Genomic DNA, 26116 nt, shown 5'->3' with positions numbered 1-26116 from the left:
CTAGCTGTCTCCAAATAAATCGGTTTGCTTTTCTTCTTGCGCTTCTAATTGTTTGCGGTCAGGGGCCAGTTGATTTAGGCGCAGCAATTCGCCAGCAGAGAACAGCGAGTCTCGAATCGCATGCCGAGACGCTTCGTCAATGGGGCCGATCCGGGTTTCACCTTTTTCGGAAACTACCGACAATAAAGAATCGGCGCTCAATTGCAGATCGTCGAGCAGATCCGGGCTGTGGCTGGTGACGATGATTTGAGTTTCTTGCGAAGCCCGATTCAACGCTTCGCGCAAAGCTGAGCTTGCGGCCGGATGTAGAGCCGTCTCCGGTTCTTCGATGCCAATCAAGGTGGGCGCGTAATCCCGATTACCTTGAAATAGTGCAGCCAATATTCCCAATGCCCTTAAGGTGCCGTCAGACATGTTTTGCGCCAGAAAACGCCAGGGATGCTTGGCTCCGGCCATGTCTTGACGAAATTCGAGGGTTTCCATCGGGCCAATGGGCTTACGTTCGACGCCATGAACCATAGGTACGACGGTTTGTAAATATTCCTGGATGATGGTCGTACGTTCTGGAGATACTTTTTCTAAGTGTCCAATGACACTAGCGATGTTTTCGCCAACCGGCTTCAGTAATTTACCCTCTTGCGGTTTTTGCAGTTCGCGCATCAATTTAGGATTCAAATTGTAAAATCCCATGGTTGAGAACAGGTCGAAAACCGGGCGAAATTCGGTCAAGCCGGAAGCGGCAACCAAGGCTAAGCGATCGGAGGTTACCGAGGGGAACGTCGCCTCGCTACTGTTGCGCAGCTTACCTTTATCGATCTGGAAAAACGGACCTTTACCGATACCTTCCAATACGCATTCCTCGGTTTGCACTTTATAGCCTTGACCGGAAAGTGCTCCGACATTGAATGCATAATGTCCTTTTTGCCCAGTAGCTAGTGAAAATTCCAGACGAATGCCGAAATGATTTGGATGGCCCATTGAACGTCTGCGTACTTCCGACAGGCCTCCGCGTTCATTTAGCGCGTTGTCCAACGAATTTGTTAAGGCATCTCGTACCAAGTGCAAGGCATCGAGGAAGTTGCTTTTACCGGAACCGTTTGCCCCTACTAAATAGGTGAGTTGGTCCAATTTTACGTCACAATAACCAATACTTTTGTAGTTTCGTAATACGACGCGGGTGATACTAGCATGGGCCATGGGATTAGGTTCTTTGTAATTTGATCTACGTTAACGGCAATCGAACTGCTTGGCTAGCCTTGGTAATTGAACGCCTCACCTTCCGGCGCACGGTATCGACGGCGTTCAAGTTCACAGGGACTTAGGCTGGGTGGAGCAACGCGAAATTCAGCAAATGCTTTGAAATTACCGAGTTTCTTTACATTCAAACGCCTCTATTTATCAACTTCTAAGTTGGGTTTCATTATCATTCAACCCTGCCTACTTCTGCAAACCCAACATCGGCTTATTATCAATTTACGGTCATTGGTAAATTTAGAGTAATTGTCGCATTCGGGTCGATAGTGCCTTCTCAACATAGGCGACCCGACTGCCATTAGCTTCCCAATATCGTCCCGAGTTTAAACCACAGCGTATAAGCATATTTGGATCGGGAACAACAATGAACAAATAAGCCAACTCGGCGGTCGACTCTCGCAACCGAAACTATTCAGTTAAGACGATCTCTAACTGCCGCGTATTCATAACCATTAAGTGGAGGCGGATATGATCCAAATAGCGGTCTGATGCGGTGCGCCGCTCGCCTTGACAAAATCGCCTTAATCCGGACAACGGTGAATCGACATGGAAAACTCCGATAGTTTGTTAAGCCTGTATCAGCTGATTAATCCGTCCTATGTCCGGACCGAGGCGGAGCTCCTCTCGGAGTTGACGGCCTATCTGGGAGATTACGACCGGCAATCGGCAGCCGATCTGGCCGCCGGTTTAATCGCCGATGTGCGCGGCCGGCATTTTGAGCGGTCGGCGTTCGACGCTTTTTTACAGGAATACAGTTTGAACAGCGAAGAAGGCATCGTGTTGATGGGCATGGCCGAAGCCTTGCTGCGCATACCCGACGTCGAAACTCAACGGCGTTTTTTGCAGGAAAAACTGGCCGAAGCCGATTGGCATAGTCACTTGATGCACAGCGATTCCGTTCTGGTCAACCTGGCCAGCACCGCCTTGCTGTTGAGCGGAAAAATGGAAGAGCGTATCCGCGACATACAACACGAGCAAAAACGGATATTCGACGAATTGTTAAGCCGTTTAGGCGAGCCATTGATACGTAATGCCGTCAAACAGGCTATGCAACACTTGGCCAAACACTTCGTGATCGCCGAAACCATAGAAGCTGCGCTGGATCAGGCAAAGCACAATGAACATTACCGTTATTCCTTCGACATGCTGGGCGAGGCGGCCTTGACCGAAGAAGACGCCGAACGCTATTACCAGGCCTACGCGCACGCGATCGAGACATTATCGTCGGCAGCCCATTCCGAGTTATTCGCCAATCCGGGTATTTCCGTCAAACTCTCGGCGCTTTACCCGCGCTATGAAGTCTTGCAGCACAAGCAGGCGACGGCAGCCCTTAGCGATAAACTGTTATCGCTGGTCAAGATCGCACGAGCCGTCAATATCGGCGTCACCGTCGATGCGGAGGAAGCCGAACGCTTGGACATGTCTCTACAAATTTTTTCCAAGGTATGGTCCGACCCAGGCTTGAATGATTGGTCCGGCCTGGGCTTGGCCGTGCAAGCCTACCAAAAGCGCGCGTTTCCGATGATTGGCTGGCTGGCAGCCTTAGCCGGACATCAGCGGCGCCTGATTCCGGTCCGATTAGTCAAAGGCGCCTACTGGGACAGCGAAATCAAGCGCGCTCAGGAAAACGGCTGGCAGGATTACCCGGTATATACTCGCAAGGCGGCCACCGACGTTTCCTATCTGGCCTGTGCGCGTCTGATGCTGTCGCGTCCCGACCGCATCTACCCCCAATTCGCCACCCACAATGCCCATAGCGTCGCCGCCGTTTGCTGTCTGGGACGGCAACATCCCGGCTTTGAATTTCAGCGCTTGCACGGCATGGGGGAAGTGCTGTACGACGAGCTGTTGTCGCAACGTTCCGATTTAAACTGCCGGGTCTACGCGCCGGTCGGTTTATATCGCGACTTATTGCCGTATTTGGTGCGGCGCTTGTTGGAAAACGGCGCCAATACCTCCTTCATTCACCAAATCGAAAACCCGGCAATCGGCATCGATCAGTTGGTGCGCGATCCGGTCGAGGAATTACACCGCGATGGCCGCCATCCGCCGGTCAAACCGCCCGATCTATTCGCCCCGCAACGTAAGAATTCCGAGGGCCTAAATTTAGCCGATCTGGAATTGATCCGTCAGCTTGAGCAAGACTTACGACCTTATTTCCAGCAAACCCGGCAGGCCGCGCCGCTGGTCGCGGGCGAACTTGGAGACGGCAAATCGATTTCAATATGCAGTCCGTTCGATCGTGATGCACTGGTAGGTAAAGTCGTATTAAGCAAAGCGGAACATATAGAACAGGCCTTGTCGACAGCCTATCAGGCATTCAGAGATTGGCGCTTATGTCCGGTAGAAATGCGGGCGTCGTATTTGTTGAAAGCAGCGGATTTACTGGAACGGAATCGCCTGGAGCTTTTGGCGCTGTGCATGCGCGAAGGCGGAAAAACCTTGCGGGACGCATCGGCCGAAGTCAGAGAGGCGGTCGATCTATGCCGCTACTATGCGGCCAAGGCCGTCGAATTATACGGGGAGCCTCAGCGCTTGCCCGGCCCGACCGGCGAGGACAACCGCTTATTTCGCTATGGCCGCGGCGTTTTCGTCTGCATCAGTCCGTGGAATTTTCCGATTGCGATTTTCGTCGGTCAAATCGCCGCGGCGTTGGCAAGCGGCAACAGCGTGATCGCCAAACCGGCGTTGCAAACCTCGCTGACCGCGATGACTTGCGTGAAGCTGCTGCACGAAGCCGGCGTACCGACGTCCGTCTTACAGTTATTACCGGGCGAAGGTGCCGAGGTCGGCCGCCATTTATTGAGCGATTCGCGCGTGGCCGGCGTCGCATTTACCGGTTCCAGCGCCACCGCGCAAATCATCAACCGGCAATTGGCCGCGCGTTCCGGCGCCATCGCCGCATTCATCGCCGAAACCGGCGGCCAAAACGTCATGCTTGCCGACAGCAGTGCGCACGAAGAACAATTGATCGCCGACGCCCTTCAGTCGGCATTCAATAGCGCGGGACAGCGCTGCTCGGCCCTGAGAGTCCTGTTCTTACCGGAAGAAACCGCCGATAGAGTCGTCGCCAGGCTGATAGGCGCGATGCGCCTGATCAGGGTCGGCTCGCCGGTGGCCTTCGATACCGACATCGGTCCGGTCATCGACGAAGCCGCCATCGCAACGCTGACCGCCCATGTCGACTTTCTGCAGCGGCAGGCAAAAGTGCTGTACCGCTTATCCTTGAGCCCAAATCTATCCAAGGGATTTTTCTTCCCGCCAACGCTGGCGGAAATTCCGGCTCTATCGCTGCTCGAACAAGAAGTGTTCGGCCCGATATTGCATATAGTCCGCTACCGTTCCGGCGAACTCGATCGAGTGATCGACGCGATCAACGCCACGGGATACGGGCTGACGCTGGGCCTGCATACCCGCATCAACGCCACGGTGGAAACGGTACGCAAGCATGCCCGCGTCGGCAACGTCTATGTCAACCGCAACATGATAGGCGCGGTGGTCGGCGTTCAACCGTTCGGCGGCATGGGCTTGTCCGGCACCGGCCCCAAAGCCGGCGGCCCCGATTATCTGCAACGCTTTAGCACGGAACAAACCCTGAGCACCAATATCGCCGCGATCGGCGGCAATCCGTGGTTGCTGGGCGAAAACACGGCGTAATCGGCCTGGTAACGACAACGCGGGCTTCTAAACTATGTTTTTTAACCGGGCATGCATGGCGTATCTCGCAGTTTTTGCCGATTTTCGCCGACCCGGGCGGATAGACTCAAAAACCTGCGCCCTAGCTTAACTGCCAAGTCCTACCGGACTCGGGTTCTACGACTCGTATGAATTCACCAAATGTTCCACGACGGCAGGGTAGAACAAGACCTAAGCCAGCCTTCGGGCTTCAGCACGCCGGCCGCGGCGACAGCCCGTTCGACCGTTACGTCAGGGGCGATTGGAACGCGATGAGTTCCAACATCGAAAAAGGCTAGTTTTCAATTCCGGCGGCCGTTGCGCTTCCTGCCACAGCGGCAAATTCCAAACCGACCAACAGTTTTACACTTGGGCATACCGCAAATCGGCCCCGGCAGGCAATGCCGCTTCCGCACGCCGACCTTATGCAACGTCGCGATTACCGGCCCTTGGGGACATAACGGCGCTTACAACACCCTGGAAGGCATCGTTCGCCATCACATGAACTCCAGCAACAGCCTGAACGACTACGATACGGCGCAAGCGGCATTACCCGCACGTGACGATTTGGACGCCATCGATTTCGAAGCCCATCAAGACACGGCGACGCGTGCAGCGCTTGCCGACAGCATCGAAATCGCTCCGATTCAGCTGAACGACGACGAATTTCATGATTTGATCGAATTTTTGCATGCATTGACCGACACCGGCAGCCTGGATTTGCGCGACACGGTTCCGTCGCGGGTACCGAACGGACTGCCGCTTGCGGACTGATTCCATCGATCGGGCTATTCGAATAGGCTGGGTAGACAAGCTGTCTCCCCCAATCCGGCCCAATTTTCGAGAAACAACTTATTCAGAACAATCGCGAGGTGCGCCATAGCCAAAAACATTCATTTTCAATATTTCAAAAACTTACAGTATGTCGACTAGAGGTTTACATGAAAAACAATTCATTCATTTACTACGCATTCGGTTTGATACTGGGCGCCCAGCCCGTTGTTGACGCGGCCGAAATCAATTGCGAACCACCGCCGGCTACGGCACAATCCAAAATATCCATGTGCGGCGGCAACGGCGACGATGCGCTCGACGGCGGCGCCGGAATCGATTCCTGTATGGGCGGTCCCAAGAAAGACCACGGCATGCTGATCAACTGTGAATAATCGGCACCCAACAGCCCCCGCTATCCGTCTGGGGGCTGTTTTTGCCGGTAATCGTTGCTCGCCATTGCGCAAGAGCGGAAATCTGCCGGACGCATTAGGCTATGCTTTTTGTGCGACGGGCTCCATCGACTCAGCCGCGGCCGAGAATCGGCGCTTACCTTAACCATCGTCAATTTTTCCGTTTTTTGCAACTGCCTCAGGAAATCAACATGCACAGTAAACCGGCAATCACAAGTACCCCGATACACGACTTAATCAGCAACCGCTGGAGCCCCCGCTCGTTCGACCCGTGCAAACCCATAGACGAACAAAGCTTAACCGCACTCATGGAAGCGGCGCGCTGGGCGCCTTCCTGTTTCAATGACCAACCCTGGCGTTTTGTGGTTTGCGACAAAAATCAGAACGCACCCGCCTGGAGCGATTTACTGGACTGTCTAGGCGAAAAAAATCAGCTATGGGCAAAAAACGCGCCTGTCTTGATGCTAAGCGTCGCCATGCATCACTTTGGCCATAACGACAAACCGAATCGCTGGGCCGCTTTCGATACCGGAGCGGCCTGCGTCAGTTTATGTTTGCAAGCCACCGCGCTCGGTTTGGCAACCCATCAAATGGGCGGATTCGACGCAGAACGGTGCCGCCAAGTTTTTAAACTTCCCGATGCCTGCATGCCGATGTCTGTGATAGCAATTGGTCATCAGGCGGATGTAGAACAACTGAACGAGAATTTCAAGCAAACTGAATTAGGCGAGCGTTCCCGCAAACCGTTAAACGAATGCTTTTATTTCGACGCTTGGGGAAAATGATTTCGCCGTCGATTATCGCAATGGCGTTGGCCGGTTTTTATTGCCGATTTCGGCATATAGCGACCTAAACGAATCCATCGCCGTTCATGGCATGAACCGAAACTTGGACTCATCGCGACACCATGCGAGCCTGTGATTATTTCCATAACAATAACAAATAATTATAAATACGCGCCATTGTAAATAATTAATGCCGCTTTATAGTAGAGCCATAGTCATTAACCGACTGATTTCAGTCTAGGCGGTAAACATGAACAGATTGGCTAGAATCTACAGAATATTCTTCTTAGGTCTATTATTTGCGTTTTTCTTATTCGGCGTTTTTCCGGTCGAAATCGTCGTTGTCACCTTCTTATTTTTGGCCATCAGTTACGGCGGCATCGTTTTAATCAGAATTGCAACCCATTACGACGGCAAAATGAAAAAAGTGGATAAAACTTGACGAGGTTGGCTATATCGTCCGGTTGAGGGATATCCGTCGAGGGAAAACTCTGCCGTCCATAAACGGCTAAATGCCGACCCTATCGGATACACAGAGGTATTCGTTTCTTGCTTCGTGCTGGTATTAGCCTCCCATCAAATCGTTCGGTCGGCACTGCTTAAAAAGCTCGAACAATGTGTAAGTCCGGGATATCTAGCGTAAAATCCGGACTTTCACAAAAGGGGGGGCACTATGGAGGCCGATCTTCTAATTCAAGCGCGCTGGGTGATTCCCGTCGAACCGGAATCGGTCATTCACGAGAATTACAGTTTGGTTATCGACGACGGCAAAATCATCGACCTGCTGGACAATACGGAGGCGTCAAAGAAATACCAAGCGAAGTCTTTGGAAATATTGGATCAACACGTGCTTATTCCGGGCATGATCAACTGCCATACGCACGCTGCCATGGCTTTATTGTCCGGTATTGCGGACGATTTGCCCTTAATGGACTGGCTGCAGAATCATATTTGGCCCGCCGAGCAGAAGTGGGTCAGCGAAGCCTTTGTGCGCGACGGCACCGATTTGGCCATTGCGGAAATGATACGCGGCGGTACCACTTGCTTTAACGACATGTACTTCTTTCCCGAAGTGGCAGCCCAGCAAGCTGCTATTCACGGCATACGCGCGAATATCGGTTTGATAGTCTTCGATTTTCCAACCATTTGGGCCGAAAATGCCGATACCTATTTGACTAAAGGTTTGGCATTACACGAAGAGTTACGTCATGAAAGACTGATTACCACTTCCTTCGCCCCTCACGCGCCCTACACGGTATCGGACGAGCCTCTAAGAAAGGTCGGAACTTTTGCCGATGAGCTGGACTTAACCATACACATGCATTTGCACGAAACCAGCCATGAAGTAAACGAACAACGGCAAAAGACCGGGCAGACGCCGCTGGAGCGTATGTATGGCCTTGGGCTCATAACGCCGTCGTTTATCGGAGTTCATATGACCCAACTAAGCGACGAGGACATTCGATTTTACGCTGAAACCGGCGCTCACATCGTGCATTGCCCGGAATCGAATCTAAAGCTGGCCAGCGGTTTTTGTCCGGTAGCCGCCTGTCTTGATGCCGGCATCAATGTAGCCCTCGGCACCGATGGGGCGGCCAGCAACAATGACCAAGACATGTTAGCCGAAATGCGCATCGCTGCGTTGCTGGCCAAAGGCGTGTCAGGTAACGCCAGCGCGGTTCCGGCGATGCAGGCTTTGAAAATGGCTACCATCAACGGTGCCAAGGCCCTAGGATTGGATGACAAAATCGGTTCACTATGCGTAGGCAAATCCGCAGACATAGTCGCTATCGATTTAAGCGAAGTTGAAACCCAACCCGTATTCAACCCGTTGGCGCAAGTGGTCTATGCGGCTAGTCGGCATCAAATATCCGACGTTTGGGTGGCAGGCAGACGTTTATTGAATAAGCGTCAATTGACAACGCTTGATCTCGCTGAACTTAGGCAGCGTGCCGCGATATGGCAAAAACGATTGGGTTAATCGGGCAAGATTGCGAGAAAATGCGAAAGAACTTTCTATTTTCACACCTTTGACAGTTTGACGCGCGCAGCCGTGGTGTTAAGAACTGTGCGCCGGCAGCGCCGATTTGTACATCCAGCTGACCCTCCGCACCAGAAAAAGGTCGATACACCTGTCAATCGTCTCATTACGACGATAAGCGCCCGTATCGTTCAATGCCTTCGGCCCTATCGGGCCGCTCAAGGGCTTGACCTCCCATAACACAAAATGCAATCTCGAAAGCAGCGCGGCAAGATGGCGCGCTGCGGACGCTAGGATTTGGCCAACAACAACTTCCCGTTTTGCCGGTGCGAACCCTGATGCATACCGAATGAGGAACGCCGTGAACCCTTCCATGGGGGCTTGACGGCCGCGTCCTTGCTGCAACATCCTCACTCGGTACGTCTCCAGTGACTATTGCCATATCGGGAAGTTATTTTGGACGATATCCTTAGATCATCGACTAAACTTCCGTTTGCGAGCCAAGGTACCGCCGGAAGTCAAGGAGCGCTATGGCCTTTTTTAGCGACATGAAGCGCTTATTGGCGTAAGTGGCATCAACGCAAATTAACGAGGTAAGCGGCGAGACTTTGGATGGGCCGGATGCCCATGCCCAGTTAAGAGCGGTCAATGATTTTCGGATCAACCGGTAGTATCAATTTATAAACAGCAGCTTAAGCCATTGATATGCAGTTGGTTTTAAATTGGGTAACACTGAGCGCAATCGCTTTTGCAATTACCAAGGAAATATAAGTTTCGTTCGATTGAGGCCGATCAACCAGCCAACTGATAAATCAAATATTCCGATAATCTATACTTGAATTAGATTCACCAATTTAAGCGGTATCGTAATCACTTCAGTTACATCGGTAAACAACAATAATGAAAAATGAAATTGACTGCCCACCGGAATCATTGCCTGGCATAGACATTGCCGGCGGCTTAAAACGCTGCTTGGGAAAATGGCCTTTTTATAAAAGGATGTTGTTGTTGTTTTATCAGCAATACCAAACCTACGCAGAGACGATACAGACCTCTATAGAGCAACAAGCATACGATGAAGTCAGAACATTGGCGCACGGTATCAAGGGCAGCGCCGGCAACATCGGTGCCATTCAACTGAATCAAGATGCGGCCGCATTGGAACAGGCTTGCGTCATCGGTACCGGCGATGACATTATCCGGCAGTTTCAGTCCTTTAAACACAGCTTAAATGAAGTGCTCTCAAGTTTGGCAACACTGACCTAAGCAGGGTTTTCCGTTTGGTCGGTATGGATTTGTCGAACATTAATCCGGACTAATTGAATCAACGCCACCATTTATCCGCGATTCTAAACCGAGTACCGTGACAACGAAGACAATTAAACCGATAAATATCATCCTGTCACCGTAGCGCGCATACGGCGTCAAACCCGTCATGGGAATGATTTCACCGGTCAATGTTGTGGTTGTGTATAAAGGTGCTTGATGCCTGATCTTGCCATTCGGCAGCACAATCCCGCTCAACCCTGTGTTGGTTGCGCGAGCCATATAACGCCCTGTTTCCAATGCCCGCATTTGCGCCATCTGCATATGCTGGTAGGGTTCGGCGGTATGACCGAACCACGCATCGTTCGTGACATTAACCAAATAGGCGGCATGCTCCACTTGGCGGATAACCAACTCACCAAACGCATCTTCATAGCAAATCGTCGTCACAACCGGATAGCCGCCGGCACGCAATAGCGGCTGATCAGCCCTGCCGGCGGCGAAATTTCCCAACGGAATCCGCAACTGATCCAATATCCAGCCCGATAAAGGCTGTAAAGGCAGATATTCGCCGAACGGCAATAGATGGGTCTTGTGATACAAGGCCTCATTCTTACCCAAAGTCATTACGCTATTGTAATAATCCTTGCCCTGACCATTGCTTGGTAAACTCACCACGATATCGGCGCCGTGATTACGCGCTTTATTCGCCAACGGTTCCAGAAAGGACGTTTTAACATCGGATAGAAAGGCAGGAATTGCGGTTTCCGGCCAAACGATGACATCAGAGTCCCAGTGCCGTTCTGTCAGCTCCTGATAAAGATTCAAGGTCTTCAATTGCTGATTCGGCTGCCACTTTATTTTCTGATCGATATTACCCTGCATCAAGGCAATCTTGATCGAATTGCCGATCGGACGGGTCCACTGCACATCCTTCAGCAACCAGCCGCCAAGCCAAACCGACAGTAAAACCGGGATTCCGACTAGACGCGGCAATTGTCTTAACACTGTTTCGTACAGAGTCGACGCCGACATACTCAACAAAAAACCGACCCCATACACCCCCGCAAGCGGAGCAAATCCGGCTAATGGCGTATTCAATTGACTATAGGCGATTTGTAACCAAGGAAATCCGTTTAATATCCAATAACCGCGGACATATTCCACTAATACCCAAAGCCAAGCGAATATCGTAATTCTGGAAATCGGCCCCACTTTCGAACAAATGCTAGACGCTAACGCGGCGGCGACGGCGGGAAATATCGCCCATAGCGCCACGAACAACACTGTCAGCATACCGGAACTCATGAAACCCGCCCCACCGAATTCATGTATGCTCACATACACCCACCAAGTTCCGCAGCCAAACATCCCCAAACCGAAAAGATACCCGGTGAATGCGGCTTGCCGAATCGATTGGGCATGACAAAGACGGTAAAAAAACATCAATGCAATTATGGCCAAATAACTATAATCGTATGGTGCAAATGCCAACGCCAGAACGGCGCCAAACACCGGCGCCAGCATTGGCCGTTTCCATTCAAGTATTCGAATCATGATCCGATGCATGCTGAGAGAAACGGCACATTATTATGCGGTTTCACAAATAACAAAATGTTTGGTTTTCAAAATCAAAGCAAATTCGACTAGACTTGCAGCAAAATATGACAATGATAAAAGAATAATGACAAACTCGAATTTATTGCCGTTCGAACTAAGCGCAGATGGGCTGACAAGCTGGTTGGACGCCTTAGGCGAATTGCCGCAACTGCAGGCGGCGCACCAAATGAGCCAGCTATTAAAACAGCTTAAAGATGAAGAACAAGCGTCCGAATTGCTTCCGATATTAATCAGCGCAACGCCACTGACTCTACATTTTTCCACCAGCATTGCAGTCGCCGCTTCAGGGCAATTGGCGCCTGGTAAGTCCCGCAAAGCGGCCAAATTAAGTATGCAACTGCTCAGACAATTAAGTCTGCTTTTCTCTCAGTTGGTCGAAGACCCCACGTTGATGGAGTCGGAACGTCAGACCGCTATTTATTATGCCTTGCAGTGCATAGGCTACTGCATGCGCTGTTACAGCTCGTTTTACGAAGAGCCGTCGGCTACTTTATGGAAAATATCGGCATTGCTATATAGCTTAGCGGCGGCGCAAAATGCGCTGCAAACTAGTCAGCCGACAAAATTAACCGAATTTAAACAGCAGCCGACTATTGAAGCCGTCATCAAGCGCAATCTTCTATTTAGCATTTCGAGCCCGACTTTACTTGCGCCGAGCGAGATCAACGAAGTCTTTCAGTTCGCAACCGAATATGCTGATCGCTTAACAATCAGTCCTGCCCCTGACACCTTGGATTTCGGTTTTTATTGGGATTTAAATGACGAGCTTCCGCCTTGCCCAACGCACAAATCCAGAAGAGCATTGCCTAACGGCTTTCTCGCGGTCGACGCGCAAGATATCGGCTTGGCACTGCAAACGGATGATTCTGTTGCAAATCTCGATAGAAATACCCAAACGAGATTGGCTCTGCATTTACTGGGTTATCAACCCATATTTGATTCGATCATTCCCGGCCAGACTTTACGCGCAAAATTCCTGTTTGGATTCAGTACCGCTTCCAACTTTCTACAAGAGATAAATAAATTGCAGAAAATTCGGCAACTTAGCGGCCAAGGCAAAAGCGCGTCTCCGGCGAAACTCAACCTCGCACTGATTCCTTTGGAACATGAAAAAGATTCGTTTGAAAAGATGAATCAGATCCTCAGCAAAACAAATTCGATTAGCAAATCGGGAAACGTTTTAACCATTTCCCACAGCAGTTATCTGATAGCGGAAGGCCGCGCGTTCGACTGCTCAACCGGCGATGTCGCCATGTCCTACAGAGACCGGGAACCGGCGACGTTTGCAATTATCCGCCAACAAAACGCATTGAGCATTTCCAACGTCACCCATATTTTGATGGAAAAAATTACCGGGGTTTATAGCGTATACAGCTTTAAGAGCGCTAACGGCAACCAAACGGCTATCGTTGTCGACGAAGATAGCGATAAGAGGCAAGTGTTCCTACCACCCGGAAAATACAAGGTCGATAGCAACATTCCGCTAACGACAGAGCAATCGCTGCATTTAACCGCTTGCCTGGAAAGCAACGCCTTTTTTGCGCGATTTAGATTCAACTTTGATTCGTAATGCCATGCGGCACATGTGCCGCCGCAACTTGGTACATCTGAGCCGATTCGCAGTGCCCTCTCTGGTCGTCGAAAAATATATCCGCCCCGAACGCTTTTAGAAAAGCGCCCTTCGGCAATCCGCCCAAAAACAGAGCCTCGTCGATACGAACACCCCAAGTCCTCAAGGTCCTGACTACACGCTCATGCGCCGGCGCGGACCGAGCCGTAACCAGTGCGGTACGTATCGGCGACGCTTCAGGCTCATAACGGCTCTGAATTCGATGCAAAGCATGCAAAAACTCTTTTAACGGCCCACCGGTTAAAGGTTTATGGGCTTCGTCACGCTCGTTGGCCGCAAAGGCGGCTAATCCCTGCTGTTGATAAATTCTTTCCGACTCATCGGAAAATAAAACCGAGTCGCCGTCGAAAGCAATCCGTAGTTGAGCGGAAGCTTCGGCGACAGCCCCTGAAACGATGGTCGCCGCCGCATAGCCCGCCGCCAGCGCTTTTTTTACATCGTCACCGTTTGCCGACAAGAACAAATGCGCCCCGAAAGCCGGAATGTAACCGTACGGCGAAATACCACTTGTAAACGCCGCCCGACTGATTGATAAGCCATAATGATTAATGGAGTTAAAAATCCTCAAACCGGTATCGGCGCTGTTTTGCGATAGTAAAATGATTTCAACTAATGGCGATTCGGGAAAGTCCTTATTAATATCCAAAAATTTTTTTACCAAATGAAATCCCGGTCCGGCCTCCAGCACCTCGTTTTCGTGCTCTATCTGATAATTACAGTAGGCGTCTTTACCCTGCGTTTCAAAAACTCGGTGCGATTCGTCCAAATTGAACAAGGCTCTGGATGAAACGGCAACCACCAGCTTCTGACCGCTCATATATCAAGCTAGTTATTTTTTAGCGACCCAGACGGAATCTAAATTGAGCGTTTTCTTTGCACGAGTGGCGTAAGCAGAGGCTTCGCCCTGACTCTCGAATCCATCAACCACCAAACGATACCATTGCTCACCTTTCGACATCACTTTCTGGACTTTAGCGGGAATGCCCTTGGCACCGAATTCTTCAGCTTTACGGCTTGCATACCAATCTTGTTTATACGCCACTAAGTTGACTACCCACGCCTGCTGCGGAATCGCTCGCTTGTTTACGGCCGCTTTGGCTCTGTCAGCACTTTTTCCTTTGTCCAATGAGGTGACCTTATTTTGCAAAGCACTTAAGACAGCGCCCATCTCCTTATTCCGGTCGTTCAGCGTCTTGAGCTGCTGCATGACCCCTCCGCCCGCATTGTCGCCATCGCCTTGAATGGACTTTATAAGCTCGGCGACCTGATTTGCGGTGGCGCTATTGGCAGTCGCCAACTCATCGAGTCGTTTGCGCAGTAATTCCTTTTCGGCGACTTCGGCAACCGGCGCCGCATTGATTTGTTCCCGCATCTTGCCGATAAATTCGGCAACTTCCGCCAATTGACGTTTGGCGATATAACCTTGAAAACCTAAGCCCCCTCCTACGATTAGCGCGATAATTGCGATACCGATCGCCAAATAGGCGGATACCGGTCTTTGATTAAGCAGGCCATCGACATTACGCTTGACTTTCTGTTGTTCGGTCTTTAGGAAATCGAGTCTTTCCAGGCATTCGATTAAATTGTCTTGATTGCCTTTCTGCTGAATCTCCTGCTCAAGATGTGTTTGTTGCTTGGCTAACCCGTCAAGCCCGGCATATACCTCCGCGAGTTTTTCATTGAATCGGGCGGCTGGATCATCAAGTTCAACCGCTTTACCGCCAACATCGATATCTGAATCGCCGTCGTCACTGCGGCGTGCGATTTCGTCCGAATCGTCAGGTGCCAAATCACTCGATTGAGTAACTGAACCATCGTCGCCGGATTCATCGTTTGATTCGGACCGGGCTTCTTCGTCTAGTTCCGCAATTTCGGACTGACTTGGGTTTATCTGGTGTTCGTGCGGCATATCATCGCCGTCGGCCGAAATATCAAAGTCGGCTATCAAAAAATCCGTATGTTCGGTACCAATCGGCTCATTATCAGCAATCTCAAACTCATCGATTTCAGTCATGCTTTCAAGCTCCTTATGATCGACCGATTCGGATTCCGTTGTTAAACCGGGCATTGCAGGAGCTTCATCGGCAAATTGATCAAACTCGTCAAGCGCTTCAACTTCATTCGATTCCGCCGGTTCCGCATGGATTTCGAATTCCGATTCGTCGGAAAAAGTCTGCTCTTCGCCACTGTCCGATTTGTTAGTATCGGTCTTCAATTGAAAGTCCGGAATAAAATAGTCGGAGTCATCGCCGAATTCGTCTAGATCAATCATAGACTTATCAATCTTATCGGCGTCTTCATCCAACAGTTCGCTTATGTCGCCGGACTCTGTTTCGTCGTCGTTTGGTTCTTCGAATGCATCAACCATCAATAAACGGTCGATTGCATCATCGTCGTCAATTAACTCGACCTGCTGCTCGGACGTCGCGTCCAGATTCAGCATCGAATCCAAATCGTCCGCAAAACTTTCCGATTTCTGCTTTTTTTTCTGATTTTTTGACTCGGCCATGCCACGCACCTATGTTGACTTGTATCGCCACCCCTGTTGAACACTCAAACGGCTACCGCTTTAACGGCCGTCACTAACGCATTGCCTTTCCTGCGCTCAGTTAATCGAACATCGTGAAAACCGGCATCCGACAGCTGCGACAATGCGGCCGACTCCCGCATAATACGGTTCTCGGCCTCGTCGCCGATCACATGGAGTACCCATTGTTCCAATAAATCCAATCGATCCATTCGTTTCAGGACTTCGAAATAGCCGGCCACTTCTTGCTGGGTATTTCGCGTATGCAGCTGAACGTCGTCCAATGCATAGCGGTCTCCGTTAATGAAGCGTCCGCCGGGCACCAACACCCTGTATATTTCGCCGACAACCCGTTTTCGATATGCCTGTTCGAAATTATGCAAGGTGTATGCCGACGCCACGATATTGACGCTTTCGTCGGCCAAACCGCGTAAAGCGGCGAGCGCATCGTCGGCCGAAAAGGACAACCGCCCCCGCTCAACCCAATCGCGCAGACTTTGCTCCGCCTGTTTCTGCATGGTCGGTTCGTTGTCGACACTCAACACCGTTACGTCCTCGCAAGCCGACAATATCGACAAGGTCGTGATGCCGGTACCGCCACCTAATTCCACCAAACGGGGCATAACGGAAAAATTCGGGCGGCAAGCGGCGACTTCTTTTCCGACCAATCGGCTCATTTCCGCGGCCAGTGGGCAAATTTTCTTTAGGACTTGATATTCTTCGCCGATGATGCCGGCAAACAGCGCGTCATCAAGACTGGCGGTCGGCGTTGCTCGGTTTTTCATTTTTGTTTGGCTTCATAAGCCGCTAACTGTTCGGCCGTGGCTTCTGTTTGGTAACGTTGCTTCCATTCGCTGTAGGGCATGCCGTATACGATTTCCCTGGCTTGCTCGTAACTGACGGTTGCGCCCCTCTGTTCAGCCGCCTCTACATACCATTTCGCTAGACAATTGCGGCAAAAATTGGCCAGGATCATCAGCTCGATGTTTTGAACTTCGGTATGTTCCTGCAAATGCGCCACAAAGCGTCTAAAAGTCGCGGCTTCTAATTCAGTGTTTTCGTCATGCATACTCTCACTCCGATTCATATAAATACGGCATTCTATCAGCTATGGCATCAGCCACATGTACATTTACCGGTAAAGTCTCTACAATAAAAACAATTTCGAATGCAAACAACAGTGCCTTGTGATTACTAGCCGGAATACGTCATTAGCAGCTCAAACGATCGGGTTTGCTCGTCCGTACTCGGCTGGTATTAGCAATCAGTCCATCACGCTCCCGACCGCTAATGAACAAAATAACAATAAGCAAGAATCGAACCCCTCTACGCCCGAACAGATTCAAGCCGCCATCAGCCAAACCGGGCTGTCAAAAGAAAATCATTTTATTCAGGAAGGTGATAGACGGGTCAATCAAGCGTTACAAGCATACAATCAAATTCGAAATGCTTCCCAACAGACCCAACTAGAAAATATCATTGTCCGCGTTGATTATTACGCTTAATTACTCAATCACTTCGTAAGTTAATTTCGATGAAACCCCTTTTAGAATTCTTCCCTATCATTCTATTTTTTGTTGCTTACAAACAATATGACATCTACGTCGCCACAGCCGTTGTCATCGTCGCCACCGTCGTGCAAATCGGCGCTTATTGGTTGATGTATCGCAAAGTAGAAACCATGCAATGGATCACATTAGGGTTGATTTTAGTCATGGGTGGGGCCACGCTTTATTTACAGGACGAACAGTTCATCAAATGGAAGCTATCGATTATCGAATGGCTGTTCGGCGGCGCTTTACTGGCTAGCCAATTCATCGGTTCGAAAACCTTTATAGAGCGCATGATGGGGGCCAATATGGAGCTTCCTTCCAAGATTTGGAAACGGTTAAATCTGAGCTGGGCATTATTTTTCCTTACCGTCGGTTTTTTAAATCTTTACGTAATGTACAACTTCAATACCGATGATTGGGTCGATTTCAAAACCTTTGGCGTACCCGGTTTAATGGCAATTTTTATCGTCATCCAGGTTATATTTTTGTATAAGTACGTTCCGGAATCGGAGGCGAACGAATAATGTTATACGCCATTATCGGCGAAGACATTGCCGACAGTCTGCAAAAACGCCTAACAGCTCGACCCGCGCATTTAAAAAGGCTACAAGTTTTACAAGATCAAGGAAAACTGGTATTAGCAGGCCCTCATCCGGCAATAGACACTGAAAATCCCGGTCAGGCCGGTTTCAGTGGCAGCCTTATCGTCGCCGAATTCGCCAGCCTGGAGGCCGCTCAGCAATGGGCGGATGCGGATCCGTATGTTGCGGCCGGTGTCTACGCCCATGTTACAGTGAAACCGTTTAAACAGGTATTTCCACAATGACCGCGAATATAATTAAACAAAAATTAGAAGAAGTTCTTAAACCTGAATTAATCGAAATAGTCGACAATAGCGCCGCTCACGCCGGACATGCCGGTAACACGGGGGGCGGACATTACGATGTCACCATCGTTTCCGAGTTGTTCGAAGGTAAATCGCTCGTGCAAAGACACCAATTGGTTTACCAAGCGTTGGGCAACATGATGAAACAGGAAATTCACGCGTTAAGTATCAATGCTTTATCCCCCACTGAAAACAACAAAGGAAATTAAACTAATGAACTTAAAAATCATTCCATTAATGCTGGCCGGGGTTGCCTTTATATCCGGCTGCGAAAAATCCGGAGCACCCGGCACTAGTGCTACAACCGCCGTAAGCAAGGAAGATGCGGTCGCTTCGGTTAATGGAGTCTTTATCAGTAAAAAAACGCTGGAAACATTAGAAAAAGAAATCGCCGAACGCAGCCACGGCCAAAACTTTCCAAAAGAGCAATTAATAGAGGAATTGGTTCAGCGTGAATTACTAATTCAGGAAGCCCTAAAAAAAGGACTGGATAAAAGCCCGGAAGTTATCGAGCGTTTGGAAACCGTTAGAAATTCATTGCTTTCGCAAGCAGCTTTACAGGATTATCTTAAAGCCAATCCGGTCACCGACGACGAAATCAAGGCTGAATACGAATCTAAAATGGCCAACATGGGCGAAGAATACAAAGCGCGCCACATATTAGTCAAAACTGAAGACGAAGCCAAAACGATTATTGCTGAACTGGAAAAAGGCGGCGACTTCCAAGCTTTGGCACAAAAACACTCTATCGACCCTGCCGGCTCCGAAGGCGGCGACTTGGGTTGGTTTACCGCCGACCGCATGGTTCCCCCCTTTTCGGAAGCTGTAATCGCGTTGGAGAATGGCAAATTCAGCAAGGAGCCCGTACAAACCCAGTTCGGCTGGCATGTAATTTTGAGGGAAGACTCCAGAACGCTAACCCCGCCGCCGTTTGACGCTGTTAAAGATCAGCTTCGTCCGATGCTGCAACGCCAAAAAGCCCAAACGATGATTGAAAATTTACGCAATAGCGCCAAAGTCGAAATCTTGTTGCCGCCTGAGCCGAAACCATCCGCCACTCCGGCCGCCAAAGAGCCTACGGACGAACATCAATCAGAAAGCGAATCGAAAGATACCGCAGAAGAGCAAAGTCCTACTCCAGAACCAGCCTCCGGCGAAGCCGAAGAAACCACCCCAACCGAATAAATAATTAAGCAGGATGGCTTCGCCATCCTGCTTCTTTTACCCACCGCCTCGTAACCAATTTCACTTAAGTTCTAATACAGTGAGTGGCACGCACTGTACAACGCCGTGATTTTAAAAATCAAACTTGTCACGCCGGCTGTAAACAACCTTGCCGAACTATTTGCTCATCGACCAGGCTTTTCAAGCTTTGCGAACACTTACCGCACACGCCGCCCGCCCCAGTGCATTGCATCACCTGCCTGCGGGTATTTGCGCCCTGATCGATTGCCTGAACAATATGACGATCGGTAACAGCTTTACACACACACACGTACATAACTAACCTCAAAAGAGTTCAATCCACACATGCGATTAATGATAACAATTATCATTTAAAAGTAAAGCCTCAACTAAATTTATTGTTTACTATTTCGAGCCCGAATTCGTAAGCCGTTAAATAACCACGTAAAGATTAGGAAATACACGGGATTGCGCTGGCGCCTTTCATTGCAAAAGCGCATTTGTTCGTGATTAAATAGCCGACTAAATAACTCATTATTTAGAAGAGTACACGATGCAAGACTACCGAAGCCAACAATCCATAGTGCTTGACATACTGCAAGTCCATCAAACGATGCCGGGCAATTTGCTCCCTATCCTTCACGGCATACAGGATACGCTGGGCTATATACCGCCTGAAGCGGTCGAAGATATCGCCAAGACCTTAAATCTCTCCAAGGCTGAAGTACACGGGGTCATCAGTTTTTATCACTATTTCCGCATGACGCGGCCGGGCAAGCACACGATTCGCATTTGCCGCGCCGAATCCTGCCAAGCGATGCAAAGCAAGGCATTGGAAACTCACGCCAAACAAACCTTAGGCATCGATTTTCACGAAACAACCGCCGATGAACATTTTTCTTTAGAGCCGGTCTATTGCCTAGGTAACTGCGCCTGTTCGCCCAACATCACTATAGATGATGAAGTTTACGGCCGCGTGACACCGGAAAAATTCGATCAATTAATTGCCGCATGCAAAGGTACTAAATAATGACCCGCGTATTTATCTCCCGCGATTCGACCGCGCTGTCCTTGGGCGCCGAGCAAGTCGCAAAAAAATTGCAAGAACTGGTAAGCAGCAAAAATCCGGACGTTCAGGTCGTGCGCAACGGCTCGCGCGGTTTATTTTGGCTGGAGCCCCTGGTCGAAGTCGAAACCGCGCAAGGCCGCGTCGCTTACGGCCCGGTGCAAGCGGAAAATATCGCCTCATTATTGGAAGCCGGCTTTCTGGAAGGCAAAGAACATCCGCTATATCTCGGCAATATCGAAGACCTGCCCTATTTCAAAAACCAAAACCGCCTCACCTTCGCCCGCGTCGGCCTGACCGATCCGGTCAGCCTGGACGATTACATCGCACACGACGGCTATCGCGGCCTGAAAAATGCAATCGCCCTGCAACCGGCCGACATCGTCAAGCAAGTCACCGAATCCGGACTGCGCGGCCGCGGCGGCGCCGCTTTCCCGACCGGCATCAAGTGGAACACCGTATTGAACGCGCCGGCCGAGCAAAAATACATCGTCTGCAACGCCGACGAAGGCGATTCCGGCACCTTCTCCGACCGTATGATCATGGAAGGCGACCCGTTCGTACTGATAGAAGGCATGACCATCGCCGGCCTGGCCGTCGGCGCGACCCAAGGCTACATCTATCTGCGCATCGAATACCCGCACGCCAAAATCGCATTGAATCAAGCCATAGAAGCCGCCTACAAAAACGGTTACTTAGGCGAAAACATCCAAGGCAGCGGCAAAACCTTCCATCTGGAGGTACGCAGCGGCGCCGGCGCTTATATTTGCGGCGAAGAAACCTCGCTGTTGGAAAGTTTGGAAGGCAAACGCGGCTTGGTCCGCTTCAAGCCGCCGCTCCCGGCCATCGTCGGTTTGTTCGGCAAACCCACCATCGTCAACAACGTCATTTCATTGGCCTCGGTTCCCATCATCCTGGACAAAGGCGGCGAATACTACAAAAATTACGGCATGGGCCGTTCGCGAGGCACCCTACCCTTGCAATTGGCCGGCAACATTAAACACCCCGGCTTGTTCGAAGCCGCATTCGGCATGACCTTGCGTGAAATCCTTTACGACTACGGCGGCGGCTCGGCCAGCGGCCGGCCGATACGCGCGGTACAAGTCGGAGGCCCTCTGGGCGCCTACCTGCACGAAGGCCAATTCGACACCCCGCTGGATTACGAAGCCTTTGCGGCGATCTCGGCCGTTTTGGGACACGGCGGCATCGTCGTTCACGACGACAGCGTCGACATGGCCGGCATGGCCCGTTATGCAATGGAATTTTGCGTCGAAGAATCCTGCGGCAAATGCACACCCTGCCGCATCGGCTCAACGCGCGGCGTTGAAGTGATAGACCGCATCGTCAACGATGTCCAAAAAGATAACAATACAGTACTACTTAGGGATTTGTGCGACACCATGATGTACGGTTCCTTGTGTGCAATGGGCGGCATGACACCTTATCCGGTGTTGAGTGCGCTGAATCATTTCCCTGAAGACTTTGGTCTGCCTGCAACCAAAGCCTGATCGATCACCAGGAGAGCATTATGTCTACGAATTCAGAAATCGATTACGGCACGCCTGCTAGCGCGTCCAACGATCAAGTCACGCTGGAAATCGACGGTCAAAAAGTCACTGTCGCCGCCGGAACCTCGGTGATGCGCGCCGCCGCCGAAGCCGGCATCACGATACCTAAATTATGCGCCACCGACAGCCTGGAGCCGTTCGGTTCCTGCCGCATGTGCCTGGTGCAAATCGAAGGCGCCCGCGGCTATCCCGCTTCCTGCACCACCCCGGTCGGGGCCGGCATGAAAGTCTGCACCCAGAACGAAAAGCTGGCCAATATCCGCCGCGGCATCGCCGAACTCTACATCTCCGACCATCCGCTGGATTGCTTGACCTGTGCGGCCAATGGCGACTGCGAGCTGCAAGATACTGTCGGTGCGGTCGGCCTGCGCGAAGTGCGCTACGGTTTCGACGGCGATAACCATCTGAGCTCGGCAAAAGACACCAGCAACCCCTATTTCACCTTCGATCCGTCCAAATGCATCGTCTGTTCGCGTTGCGTACGCGCCTGCGAAGAAACCCAAGGCACCTTCGCGTTAACGATAGACGGCCGCGGCTTCGAATCCAAGGTCTCTCCCAGCCAAAACCAGCCGTTCATGGATTCCGAATGCGTCTCTTGCGGCGCTTGCGTACAAGCCTGCCCGACCGCGACGCTGATGGAAAAGTCCGTGATCGATCACGGCCAACCCGAACACAGCATCATCACGACCTGCGCTTACTGCGGCGTCGGCTGTTCGTTCAAGGCCGACATGAAAGGCGAGCAACTGGTGCGCATGGTGCCGGACAAAAACGGCAAGGCCAACCACGGCCACTCCTGCGTCAAAGGCCGGTTCGCCTTCGGCTATGCCACCCATAAAGACCGCATCACCACGCCGATGATACGCGACAAAATCAGCGAACCGTGGCGCGAAGTCAGCTGGGAAGAAGCCATCCAATTCGCGGCGGACAAACTGAAAGGCATACAAGCCAACTACGGCAGAGACGCGGTAGGCGGCATTACCTCGTCGCGCTGCACCAACGAAGAAACCTATCTGGTACAAAAACTGATCCGCGCCGGCTTCGGCAACAACAACGTCGACACCTGCGCCCGGGTTTGCCATTCGCCGACCGGCTACGGCTTGAAAAACACCTTCGGCGAATCGTCCGGCACCCAAACCTTCGATTCCGTGATGCATTCCGACGTCATCTTGGTAATCGGCGCCAACCCGACCGACGGCCACCCGGTATTCGGTTCGATGATGAAACGCCGTTTACGTCAAGGCGCCAAACTGATCGTGATCGACCCGCGCAGCATCGACTTGGTGCGCAACAGCCCGCACGTCAAAGCCGATTACCATCTAAAACTGCGCCCCGGTACCAACGTCGCCGTGGTCACCTCCTTGGCCCACGTCATCGTCACCGAAGGCCTGGCCGACGACCAATTCGCCACCGAACGCTGCGACGTCGAATCCTACATCAAATGGAAGGAATTCGTTTCCCAACCGCAATATGCGCCCGAAGCGGTTGCCGAAATCACCGGCATAGACCCCGAAACCATGCGCGCGGCGGCCCGCCTGTACGCCACCGGCGGCAACGGCGCGATCTACTACGGCTTGGGCGTCACCGAGCACAGCCAAGGCTCGACCACCGTGATCGGCATCGCCAACCTAGCCATGGCCACCGGCAACATCGGCCGTGAAGGCGTCGGTGTTAATCCATTACGCGGCCAAAACAACGTGCAAGGCTCTTGCGACATGGGCTCGTTCCCGCACGAATTCGTCGGCTACCGCCACGTTTCCGACACCGCTACCCGCGAGCAATTCGAAGCGGCCTGGGGAGTGTCCTTATCAGCCGAGCCAGGCCTGCGGATTCCGAACATGTTCGCCGCGTCTATCGACGGCAGTTTCAAAGGCTTGTACGTACAAGGCGAAGACATCGCCCAATCCGATCCGGATACCCAGCACGTACATCACGCCCTGCGCTCTTTGGAATGCTTGATCGTACAAGACATTTTCCTGAACGAAACCGCCAAATTCGCCCACGTGTTCCTGCCGGGCTCGTCGTTCCTGGAGAAAAACGGTACCTTCACCAACGCGGAACGTCGTATTTCGCCGGTGCGCAAAGTCATGACCCCGCTGGCGGGCAAAGAAGACTGGGAAGTCACACAAGACTTGGCCAATGCCTTGGGTTATCCGATGAACTACAGTCATCCCTCGGAGATTATGGCCGAAATCGCCAGTCTGACCCCGCAATTTGCCGGCGTCAGCTACGAAAAAATCGATGCGATGGGCAGCATTCAATGGCCTTGCAACGACGAAGCGCCCGACGGCACGCCTATCATGCACGCCGACCACTTCGTGCGCGGCAAAGGCCGTTTCATGCTGACCGAATACGTACCGACCGAGGAACGCACCAACAGCAAGTTCCCGCTGATCTTGACGACGGGGCGCATATTGTCGCAATACAACGTCGGCGCCCAAACCCGGCGTACCGATAACGTCGCATGGCACGACGAAGACCGCCTGGAAATCCATCCGCACGATGCCGAAGTTTTGGGCATCGCCGACGGCGACTGGGTCGGGATCAAGAGCCGCACCGGCGAAACCGTCATGCATGCGGTCATCACCGACAGAATGCAGCCTGGCGTGGTTTACACCACTTTCCACTTCCCGCATTCGGGCGCCAATGTCATCACCACCGACAACTCGGATTGGGCGACCAACTGCCCTGAATATAAGGTGACGGCGGTACGCGTGGAAAAAGTCGCGCAACCTTCGGAATGGCAAAAACAATACCGAGACTTCTCGGAAGACCAATTGGCATTGCTGGAAAACCGCATCGCCGCCAGCGAGTAAACCGCAAAATCAGCTATGGATGCCATCAGTGAGTTGGGCTGGAGCAGTTATCGAAGAGGCACATTCGATGTCTGGCGCGGCCCGACCCACCAGCACAAAGAGGACATCGTCGCCGAGGAAGTGCCGGTGGTATTGGTCTACAACACTCAACCGCATGTGGTGATGTTGGTCACGCCGCTGAACCTGGAGGATTTCGCGCTAGGTTTCAGCCTGACCGAAGGCATCATCGCTCATCCGGCCGAACTGCAAGCGGTGCGGGTCGTGCAACGCTCCAAAGGCGTCGAAGTGCGCATGACCATTCCCGAAGTTCGCCGCGAGGCCATGCAGGGCAAGGGCCGCAACATGACGGGCCGTACCGGCTGCGGGCTCTGCGGAGCCAGCACGCTGGAACAAGCCATTCGGCGCCCGCCGCCGGTCGGCGCCGGTTTGCCCTTGGACGCGGATAAACTCTGCCAAGCCATGCAGGAAATGCCCGGCAAACAAACCCTAAACCAAATGACCGGCGCGGTACACGCTGCCGGCTGGCTGGACCCGGAACGCGGTTTGATTGCGGTCCGCGAAGACGTCGGCCGCCACAATGCCTTGGACAAATTGATAGGCGCACTGTCCAAAGCCGGCTGCGATTTCGACAAAGGCTGGCTGTTGGTGACTAGCCGCGCCAGCTACGAAATGGTGCAAAAGGCCGCCAGCGTCGGTATTACCCTATTGGCGGCGATCTCGGCCCCGACCGGGCTGGCGATACAATTAGCCGGCGATTGCGGCTTGACCCTAATCGGTTTCGCCCGCAACGAAAATCACACGATTTATACCCATCCTCATCGTTTACAACATATTCAAGAATCGGTCGCATAAACATGGACAACAGCAATTTAATCAAAATGGCGAACAACATCGGCTCTTTTTTCAAATCCGAGCCGGACAGAGAAGTCGCGATACACGGTGTCGAGCAACACATCAAGAACTTTTGGGAACCGCGCATGCGCAAACAAATTACCGACTACGTCGACAACGGCGGCAACGAATTGATGGACATCGTCGCCGAAGCGGTTAAAAAACTGTAAGGATTTACTTTTTTCACAGACCTGTGGGAGCGACGCCTCGTCGCGATTTCAAAACCGCGAAG

Annotated in this window: 25 protein-coding genes; 18 read left to right on the top strand and 7 right to left on the bottom strand. The window is 51.7% G+C overall.

Translation table 11 applies throughout. The features are described 5' to 3' along the window. Entirely contained in the window at positions 1-1197 is a 1197-nt protein-coding gene (locus ACW73I_RS19885) for an AAA family ATPase (protein WP_458031225.1), read from the bottom strand. Between the two features lie 603 nt (positions 1198-1800). Here ACW73I_RS19885 and putA point away from each other — a divergent pair. The 7 genes from putA to ACW73I_RS19850 all read left to right on the top strand — a co-directional run bounded on the left by putA (position 1801) and on the right by ACW73I_RS19850 (position 10145). Continuing rightward, the gene (gene putA / locus ACW73I_RS19880; RefSeq protein WP_458031224.1) at positions 1801-4911 is read left to right on the top strand and encodes a bifunctional proline dehydrogenase/L-glutamate gamma-semialdehyde dehydrogenase PutA; all 3111 of its coding nucleotides are present in this window, start codon (positions 1801-1803) and stop codon (positions 4909-4911) included. Positions 4912-5298: 387 nt separating this feature from the next. Further along, the gene (locus ACW73I_RS19875) at positions 5299-5703 is read left to right on the top strand and encodes a hypothetical protein (RefSeq protein WP_458031223.1); all 405 of its coding nucleotides are present in this window, start codon (positions 5299-5301) and stop codon (positions 5701-5703) included. A gap of 167 nt (positions 5704-5870) precedes the next feature. Further along, positions 5871-6095: a hypothetical protein gene (locus ACW73I_RS19870; RefSeq protein WP_458031222.1), complete on the top strand. Its 225-nt coding sequence runs from the start codon at positions 5871-5873 to the stop codon at positions 6093-6095. 209 nt (positions 6096-6304) lie between these two features. Next, positions 6305-6898: a nitroreductase family protein gene (locus ACW73I_RS19865; RefSeq protein WP_458031221.1), complete on the top strand. Its 594-nt coding sequence runs from the start codon at positions 6305-6307 to the stop codon at positions 6896-6898. Positions 6899-7148: 250 nt separating this feature from the next. Continuing rightward, on the top strand, positions 7149-7340 hold the full coding sequence (locus ACW73I_RS19860) for a hypothetical protein (protein WP_458031220.1): 192 nt from the start codon (positions 7149-7151) through the stop codon (positions 7338-7340). Positions 7341-7571: 231 nt separating this feature from the next. Continuing rightward, on the top strand, positions 7572-8879 hold the full coding sequence (locus tag ACW73I_RS19855) for a TRZ/ATZ family hydrolase (RefSeq protein ID WP_458031219.1): 1308 nt from the start codon (positions 7572-7574) through the stop codon (positions 8877-8879). A 900-nt stretch (positions 8880-9779) separates the two neighbouring features. Continuing rightward, entirely contained in the window at positions 9780-10145 is a 366-nt protein-coding gene (locus ACW73I_RS19850) for an Hpt domain-containing protein (protein ID WP_458031218.1), read from the top strand. 39 nt (positions 10146-10184) lie between these two features. Here the strand turns inward: ACW73I_RS19850 and lnt are convergent, their stop codons facing one another. Beyond that, positions 10185-11702, bottom strand: a complete 1518-nt coding sequence (gene lnt / locus ACW73I_RS19845) for an apolipoprotein N-acyltransferase (protein ID WP_458031216.1) — start codon at positions 11700-11702, stop codon at positions 10185-10187. Positions 11703-11829: 127 nt separating this feature from the next. Between lnt and ACW73I_RS19840 the strand changes: the two genes are divergently transcribed. Beyond that, positions 11830-13335 (top strand): hypothetical protein, encoded by a 1506-nt coding sequence (locus tag ACW73I_RS19840; RefSeq protein WP_458031214.1) that lies wholly within the window; start codon positions 11830-11832, stop codon positions 13333-13335. Here the strand turns inward: ACW73I_RS19840 and ACW73I_RS19835 are convergent. Genes ACW73I_RS19835 through ACW73I_RS19820 form a run of 4 tightly spaced genes read right to left on the bottom strand, consistent with a single transcriptional unit; the run spans position 13319 to position 16991 of the window. Further along, complete coding sequence (locus ACW73I_RS19835; protein WP_458031212.1) at positions 13319-14212, bottom strand: 5'-nucleotidase; 894 nt, start codon at positions 14210-14212, stop codon at positions 13319-13321. The two genes, ACW73I_RS19840 and ACW73I_RS19835, sit on opposite strands and share 17 nt — an antisense overlap. 12 nt (positions 14213-14224) lie before the next feature. Further along, positions 14225-15904 carry an SPOR domain-containing protein gene (locus ACW73I_RS19830; protein ID WP_458031210.1) on the bottom strand — a complete coding sequence of 560 codons (1680 nt, stop codon included), beginning with the start codon at positions 15902-15904 and terminating at the stop codon, positions 14225-14227. A gap of 44 nt (positions 15905-15948) precedes the next feature. After that, complete coding sequence (locus ACW73I_RS19825; protein ID WP_458031209.1) at positions 15949-16707, bottom strand: methyltransferase domain-containing protein; 759 nt, start codon at positions 16705-16707, stop codon at positions 15949-15951. After that, positions 16704-16991 carry a DUF1244 domain-containing protein gene (locus tag ACW73I_RS19820; RefSeq protein ID WP_458031208.1) on the bottom strand — a complete coding sequence of 96 codons (288 nt, stop codon included), beginning with the start codon at positions 16989-16991 and terminating at the stop codon, positions 16704-16706. Before ACW73I_RS19820 ends, ACW73I_RS19825 begins: the two co-directional genes overlap by 4 nt. Positions 16992-17109: 118 nt before the next feature. On the opposite strand from ACW73I_RS19820, the gene ACW73I_RS19815 reads away from it, so the two are divergent. The 5 genes from ACW73I_RS19815 to ACW73I_RS19795 are packed head-to-tail and all read left to right on the top strand — an operon-like array spanning position 17110 to position 19546. Beyond that, positions 17110-17427 carry a hypothetical protein gene (locus ACW73I_RS19815; RefSeq protein WP_458031207.1) on the top strand — a complete coding sequence of 106 codons (318 nt, stop codon included), beginning with the start codon at positions 17110-17112 and terminating at the stop codon, positions 17425-17427. Positions 17428-17456: 29 nt separating this feature from the next. Beyond that, positions 17457-17999: a septation protein A gene (locus ACW73I_RS19810; protein WP_458031205.1), complete on the top strand. Its 543-nt coding sequence runs from the start codon at positions 17457-17459 to the stop codon at positions 17997-17999. Beyond that, positions 17999-18301, top strand: coding sequence for a YciI family protein (locus ACW73I_RS19805; RefSeq protein WP_458031203.1), 303 nt, complete (start codon positions 17999-18001; stop codon positions 18299-18301). The genes ACW73I_RS19810 and ACW73I_RS19805 overlap by 1 nt, the downstream gene beginning before the upstream one ends. Next, positions 18298-18570 carry a BolA family protein gene (locus ACW73I_RS19800; RefSeq protein ID WP_458031201.1) on the top strand — a complete coding sequence of 91 codons (273 nt, stop codon included), beginning with the start codon at positions 18298-18300 and terminating at the stop codon, positions 18568-18570. Before ACW73I_RS19805 ends, ACW73I_RS19800 begins: the two co-directional genes overlap by 4 nt. Before the next feature lie 4 nt (positions 18571-18574). Beyond that, on the top strand, positions 18575-19546 hold the full coding sequence (locus ACW73I_RS19795) for a peptidylprolyl isomerase (RefSeq protein ID WP_458031200.1): 972 nt from the start codon (positions 18575-18577) through the stop codon (positions 19544-19546). Between the two features lie 127 nt (positions 19547-19673). On the opposite strand, the gene ACW73I_RS19790 is transcribed toward ACW73I_RS19795, so the two are convergent. Beyond that, on the bottom strand, positions 19674-19862 hold the full coding sequence (locus tag ACW73I_RS19790; protein WP_458031198.1) for a (2Fe-2S)-binding protein: 189 nt from the start codon (positions 19860-19862) through the stop codon (positions 19674-19676). Between the two features lie 237 nt (positions 19863-20099). Between ACW73I_RS19790 and ACW73I_RS19785 the strand changes: the two genes are divergently transcribed. From ACW73I_RS19785 to ACW73I_RS19765, 5 genes are read left to right on the top strand one after another with little or no spacing between them, the layout of a single operon-like run. Further along, on the top strand, positions 20100-20576 hold the full coding sequence (locus ACW73I_RS19785) for a formate dehydrogenase subunit gamma (protein ID WP_458031197.1): 477 nt from the start codon (positions 20100-20102) through the stop codon (positions 20574-20576). Beyond that, positions 20576-22120 carry a formate dehydrogenase beta subunit gene (locus ACW73I_RS19780; RefSeq protein ID WP_458031195.1) on the top strand — a complete coding sequence of 515 codons (1545 nt, stop codon included), beginning with the start codon at positions 20576-20578 and terminating at the stop codon, positions 22118-22120. The genes ACW73I_RS19785 and ACW73I_RS19780 overlap by 1 nt, the downstream gene beginning before the upstream one ends. Before the next feature lie 20 nt (positions 22121-22140). Next, complete coding sequence (fdhF, locus tag ACW73I_RS19775; protein ID WP_458031193.1) at positions 22141-24993, top strand: formate dehydrogenase subunit alpha; 2853 nt, start codon at positions 22141-22143, stop codon at positions 24991-24993. 15 nt (positions 24994-25008) lie between these two features. Further along, positions 25009-25845 carry a formate dehydrogenase accessory sulfurtransferase FdhD gene (gene fdhD / locus ACW73I_RS19770; RefSeq protein WP_458031192.1) on the top strand — a complete coding sequence of 279 codons (837 nt, stop codon included), beginning with the start codon at positions 25009-25011 and terminating at the stop codon, positions 25843-25845. A 2-nt stretch (positions 25846-25847) separates the two neighbouring features. Continuing rightward, positions 25848-26054 (top strand): formate dehydrogenase subunit delta, encoded by a 207-nt coding sequence (locus tag ACW73I_RS19765; RefSeq protein ID WP_458031191.1) that lies wholly within the window; start codon positions 25848-25850, stop codon positions 26052-26054. Positions 26055-26116: the final 62 nt, after the last annotated feature.

This window comes from Methylomonas sp. MgM2, from assembly GCF_054172045.1.
This window is presented reverse-complemented; position numbering and strand designations above follow the sequence as displayed.

What these genes read in the sequence shown, in the direction of transcription:
- ACW73I_RS19885 (WP_458031225.1), bottom strand. Translation starts at nt 1,197, where the DNA reads ATGGCCCATGCTAGTATCACCCGCGTCGTATTACGAAACTACAAAAGT.
- putA (WP_458031224.1), top strand. Translation starts at nt 1,801, where the DNA reads ATGGAAAACTCCGATAGTTTGTTAAGCCTGTATCAGCTGATTAATCCG.
- ACW73I_RS19870 (WP_458031222.1), top strand. Translation starts at nt 5,871, where the DNA reads ATGAAAAACAATTCATTCATTTACTACGCATTCGGTTTGATACTGGGC.
- ACW73I_RS19865 (WP_458031221.1), top strand. Translation starts at nt 6,305, where the DNA reads ATGCACAGTAAACCGGCAATCACAAGTACCCCGATACACGACTTAATC.
- ACW73I_RS19860 (WP_458031220.1), top strand. Translation starts at nt 7,149, where the DNA reads ATGAACAGATTGGCTAGAATCTACAGAATATTCTTCTTAGGTCTATTA.
- ACW73I_RS19855 (WP_458031219.1), top strand. Translation starts at nt 7,572, where the DNA reads ATGGAGGCCGATCTTCTAATTCAAGCGCGCTGGGTGATTCCCGTCGAA.
- ACW73I_RS19850 (WP_458031218.1), top strand. Translation starts at nt 9,780, where the DNA reads ATGAAAAATGAAATTGACTGCCCACCGGAATCATTGCCTGGCATAGAC.
- lnt (WP_458031216.1), bottom strand. Translation starts at nt 11,702, where the DNA reads ATGATTCGAATACTTGAATGGAAACGGCCAATGCTGGCGCCGGTGTTT.
- ACW73I_RS19840 (WP_458031214.1), top strand. Translation starts at nt 11,830, where the DNA reads ATGACAAACTCGAATTTATTGCCGTTCGAACTAAGCGCAGATGGGCTG.
- ACW73I_RS19835 (WP_458031212.1), bottom strand. Translation starts at nt 14,212, where the DNA reads ATGAGCGGTCAGAAGCTGGTGGTTGCCGTTTCATCCAGAGCCTTGTTC.
- ACW73I_RS19830 (WP_458031210.1), bottom strand. Translation starts at nt 15,904, where the DNA reads ATGGCCGAGTCAAAAAATCAGAAAAAAAAGCAGAAATCGGAAAGTTTT.
- ACW73I_RS19825 (WP_458031209.1), bottom strand. Translation starts at nt 16,707, where the DNA reads ATGAAAAACCGAGCAACGCCGACCGCCAGTCTTGATGACGCGCTGTTT.
- ACW73I_RS19820 (WP_458031208.1), bottom strand. Translation starts at nt 16,991, where the DNA reads ATGCATGACGAAAACACTGAATTAGAAGCCGCGACTTTTAGACGCTTT.
- ACW73I_RS19810 (WP_458031205.1), top strand. Translation starts at nt 17,457, where the DNA reads ATGAAACCCCTTTTAGAATTCTTCCCTATCATTCTATTTTTTGTTGCT.
- ACW73I_RS19805 (WP_458031203.1), top strand. Translation starts at nt 17,999, where the DNA reads ATGTTATACGCCATTATCGGCGAAGACATTGCCGACAGTCTGCAAAAA.
- ACW73I_RS19800 (WP_458031201.1), top strand. Translation starts at nt 18,298, where the DNA reads ATGACCGCGAATATAATTAAACAAAAATTAGAAGAAGTTCTTAAACCT.
- ACW73I_RS19795 (WP_458031200.1), top strand. Translation starts at nt 18,575, where the DNA reads ATGAACTTAAAAATCATTCCATTAATGCTGGCCGGGGTTGCCTTTATA.
- ACW73I_RS19790 (WP_458031198.1), bottom strand. Translation starts at nt 19,862, where the DNA reads ATGTACGTGTGTGTGTGTAAAGCTGTTACCGATCGTCATATTGTTCAG.
- ACW73I_RS19785 (WP_458031197.1), top strand. Translation starts at nt 20,100, where the DNA reads ATGCAAGACTACCGAAGCCAACAATCCATAGTGCTTGACATACTGCAA.
- ACW73I_RS19780 (WP_458031195.1), top strand. Translation starts at nt 20,576, where the DNA reads ATGACCCGCGTATTTATCTCCCGCGATTCGACCGCGCTGTCCTTGGGC.
- fdhF (WP_458031193.1), top strand. Translation starts at nt 22,141, where the DNA reads ATGTCTACGAATTCAGAAATCGATTACGGCACGCCTGCTAGCGCGTCC.
- fdhD (WP_458031192.1), top strand. Translation starts at nt 25,009, where the DNA reads ATGGATGCCATCAGTGAGTTGGGCTGGAGCAGTTATCGAAGAGGCACA.
- ACW73I_RS19765 (WP_458031191.1), top strand. Translation starts at nt 25,848, where the DNA reads ATGGACAACAGCAATTTAATCAAAATGGCGAACAACATCGGCTCTTTT.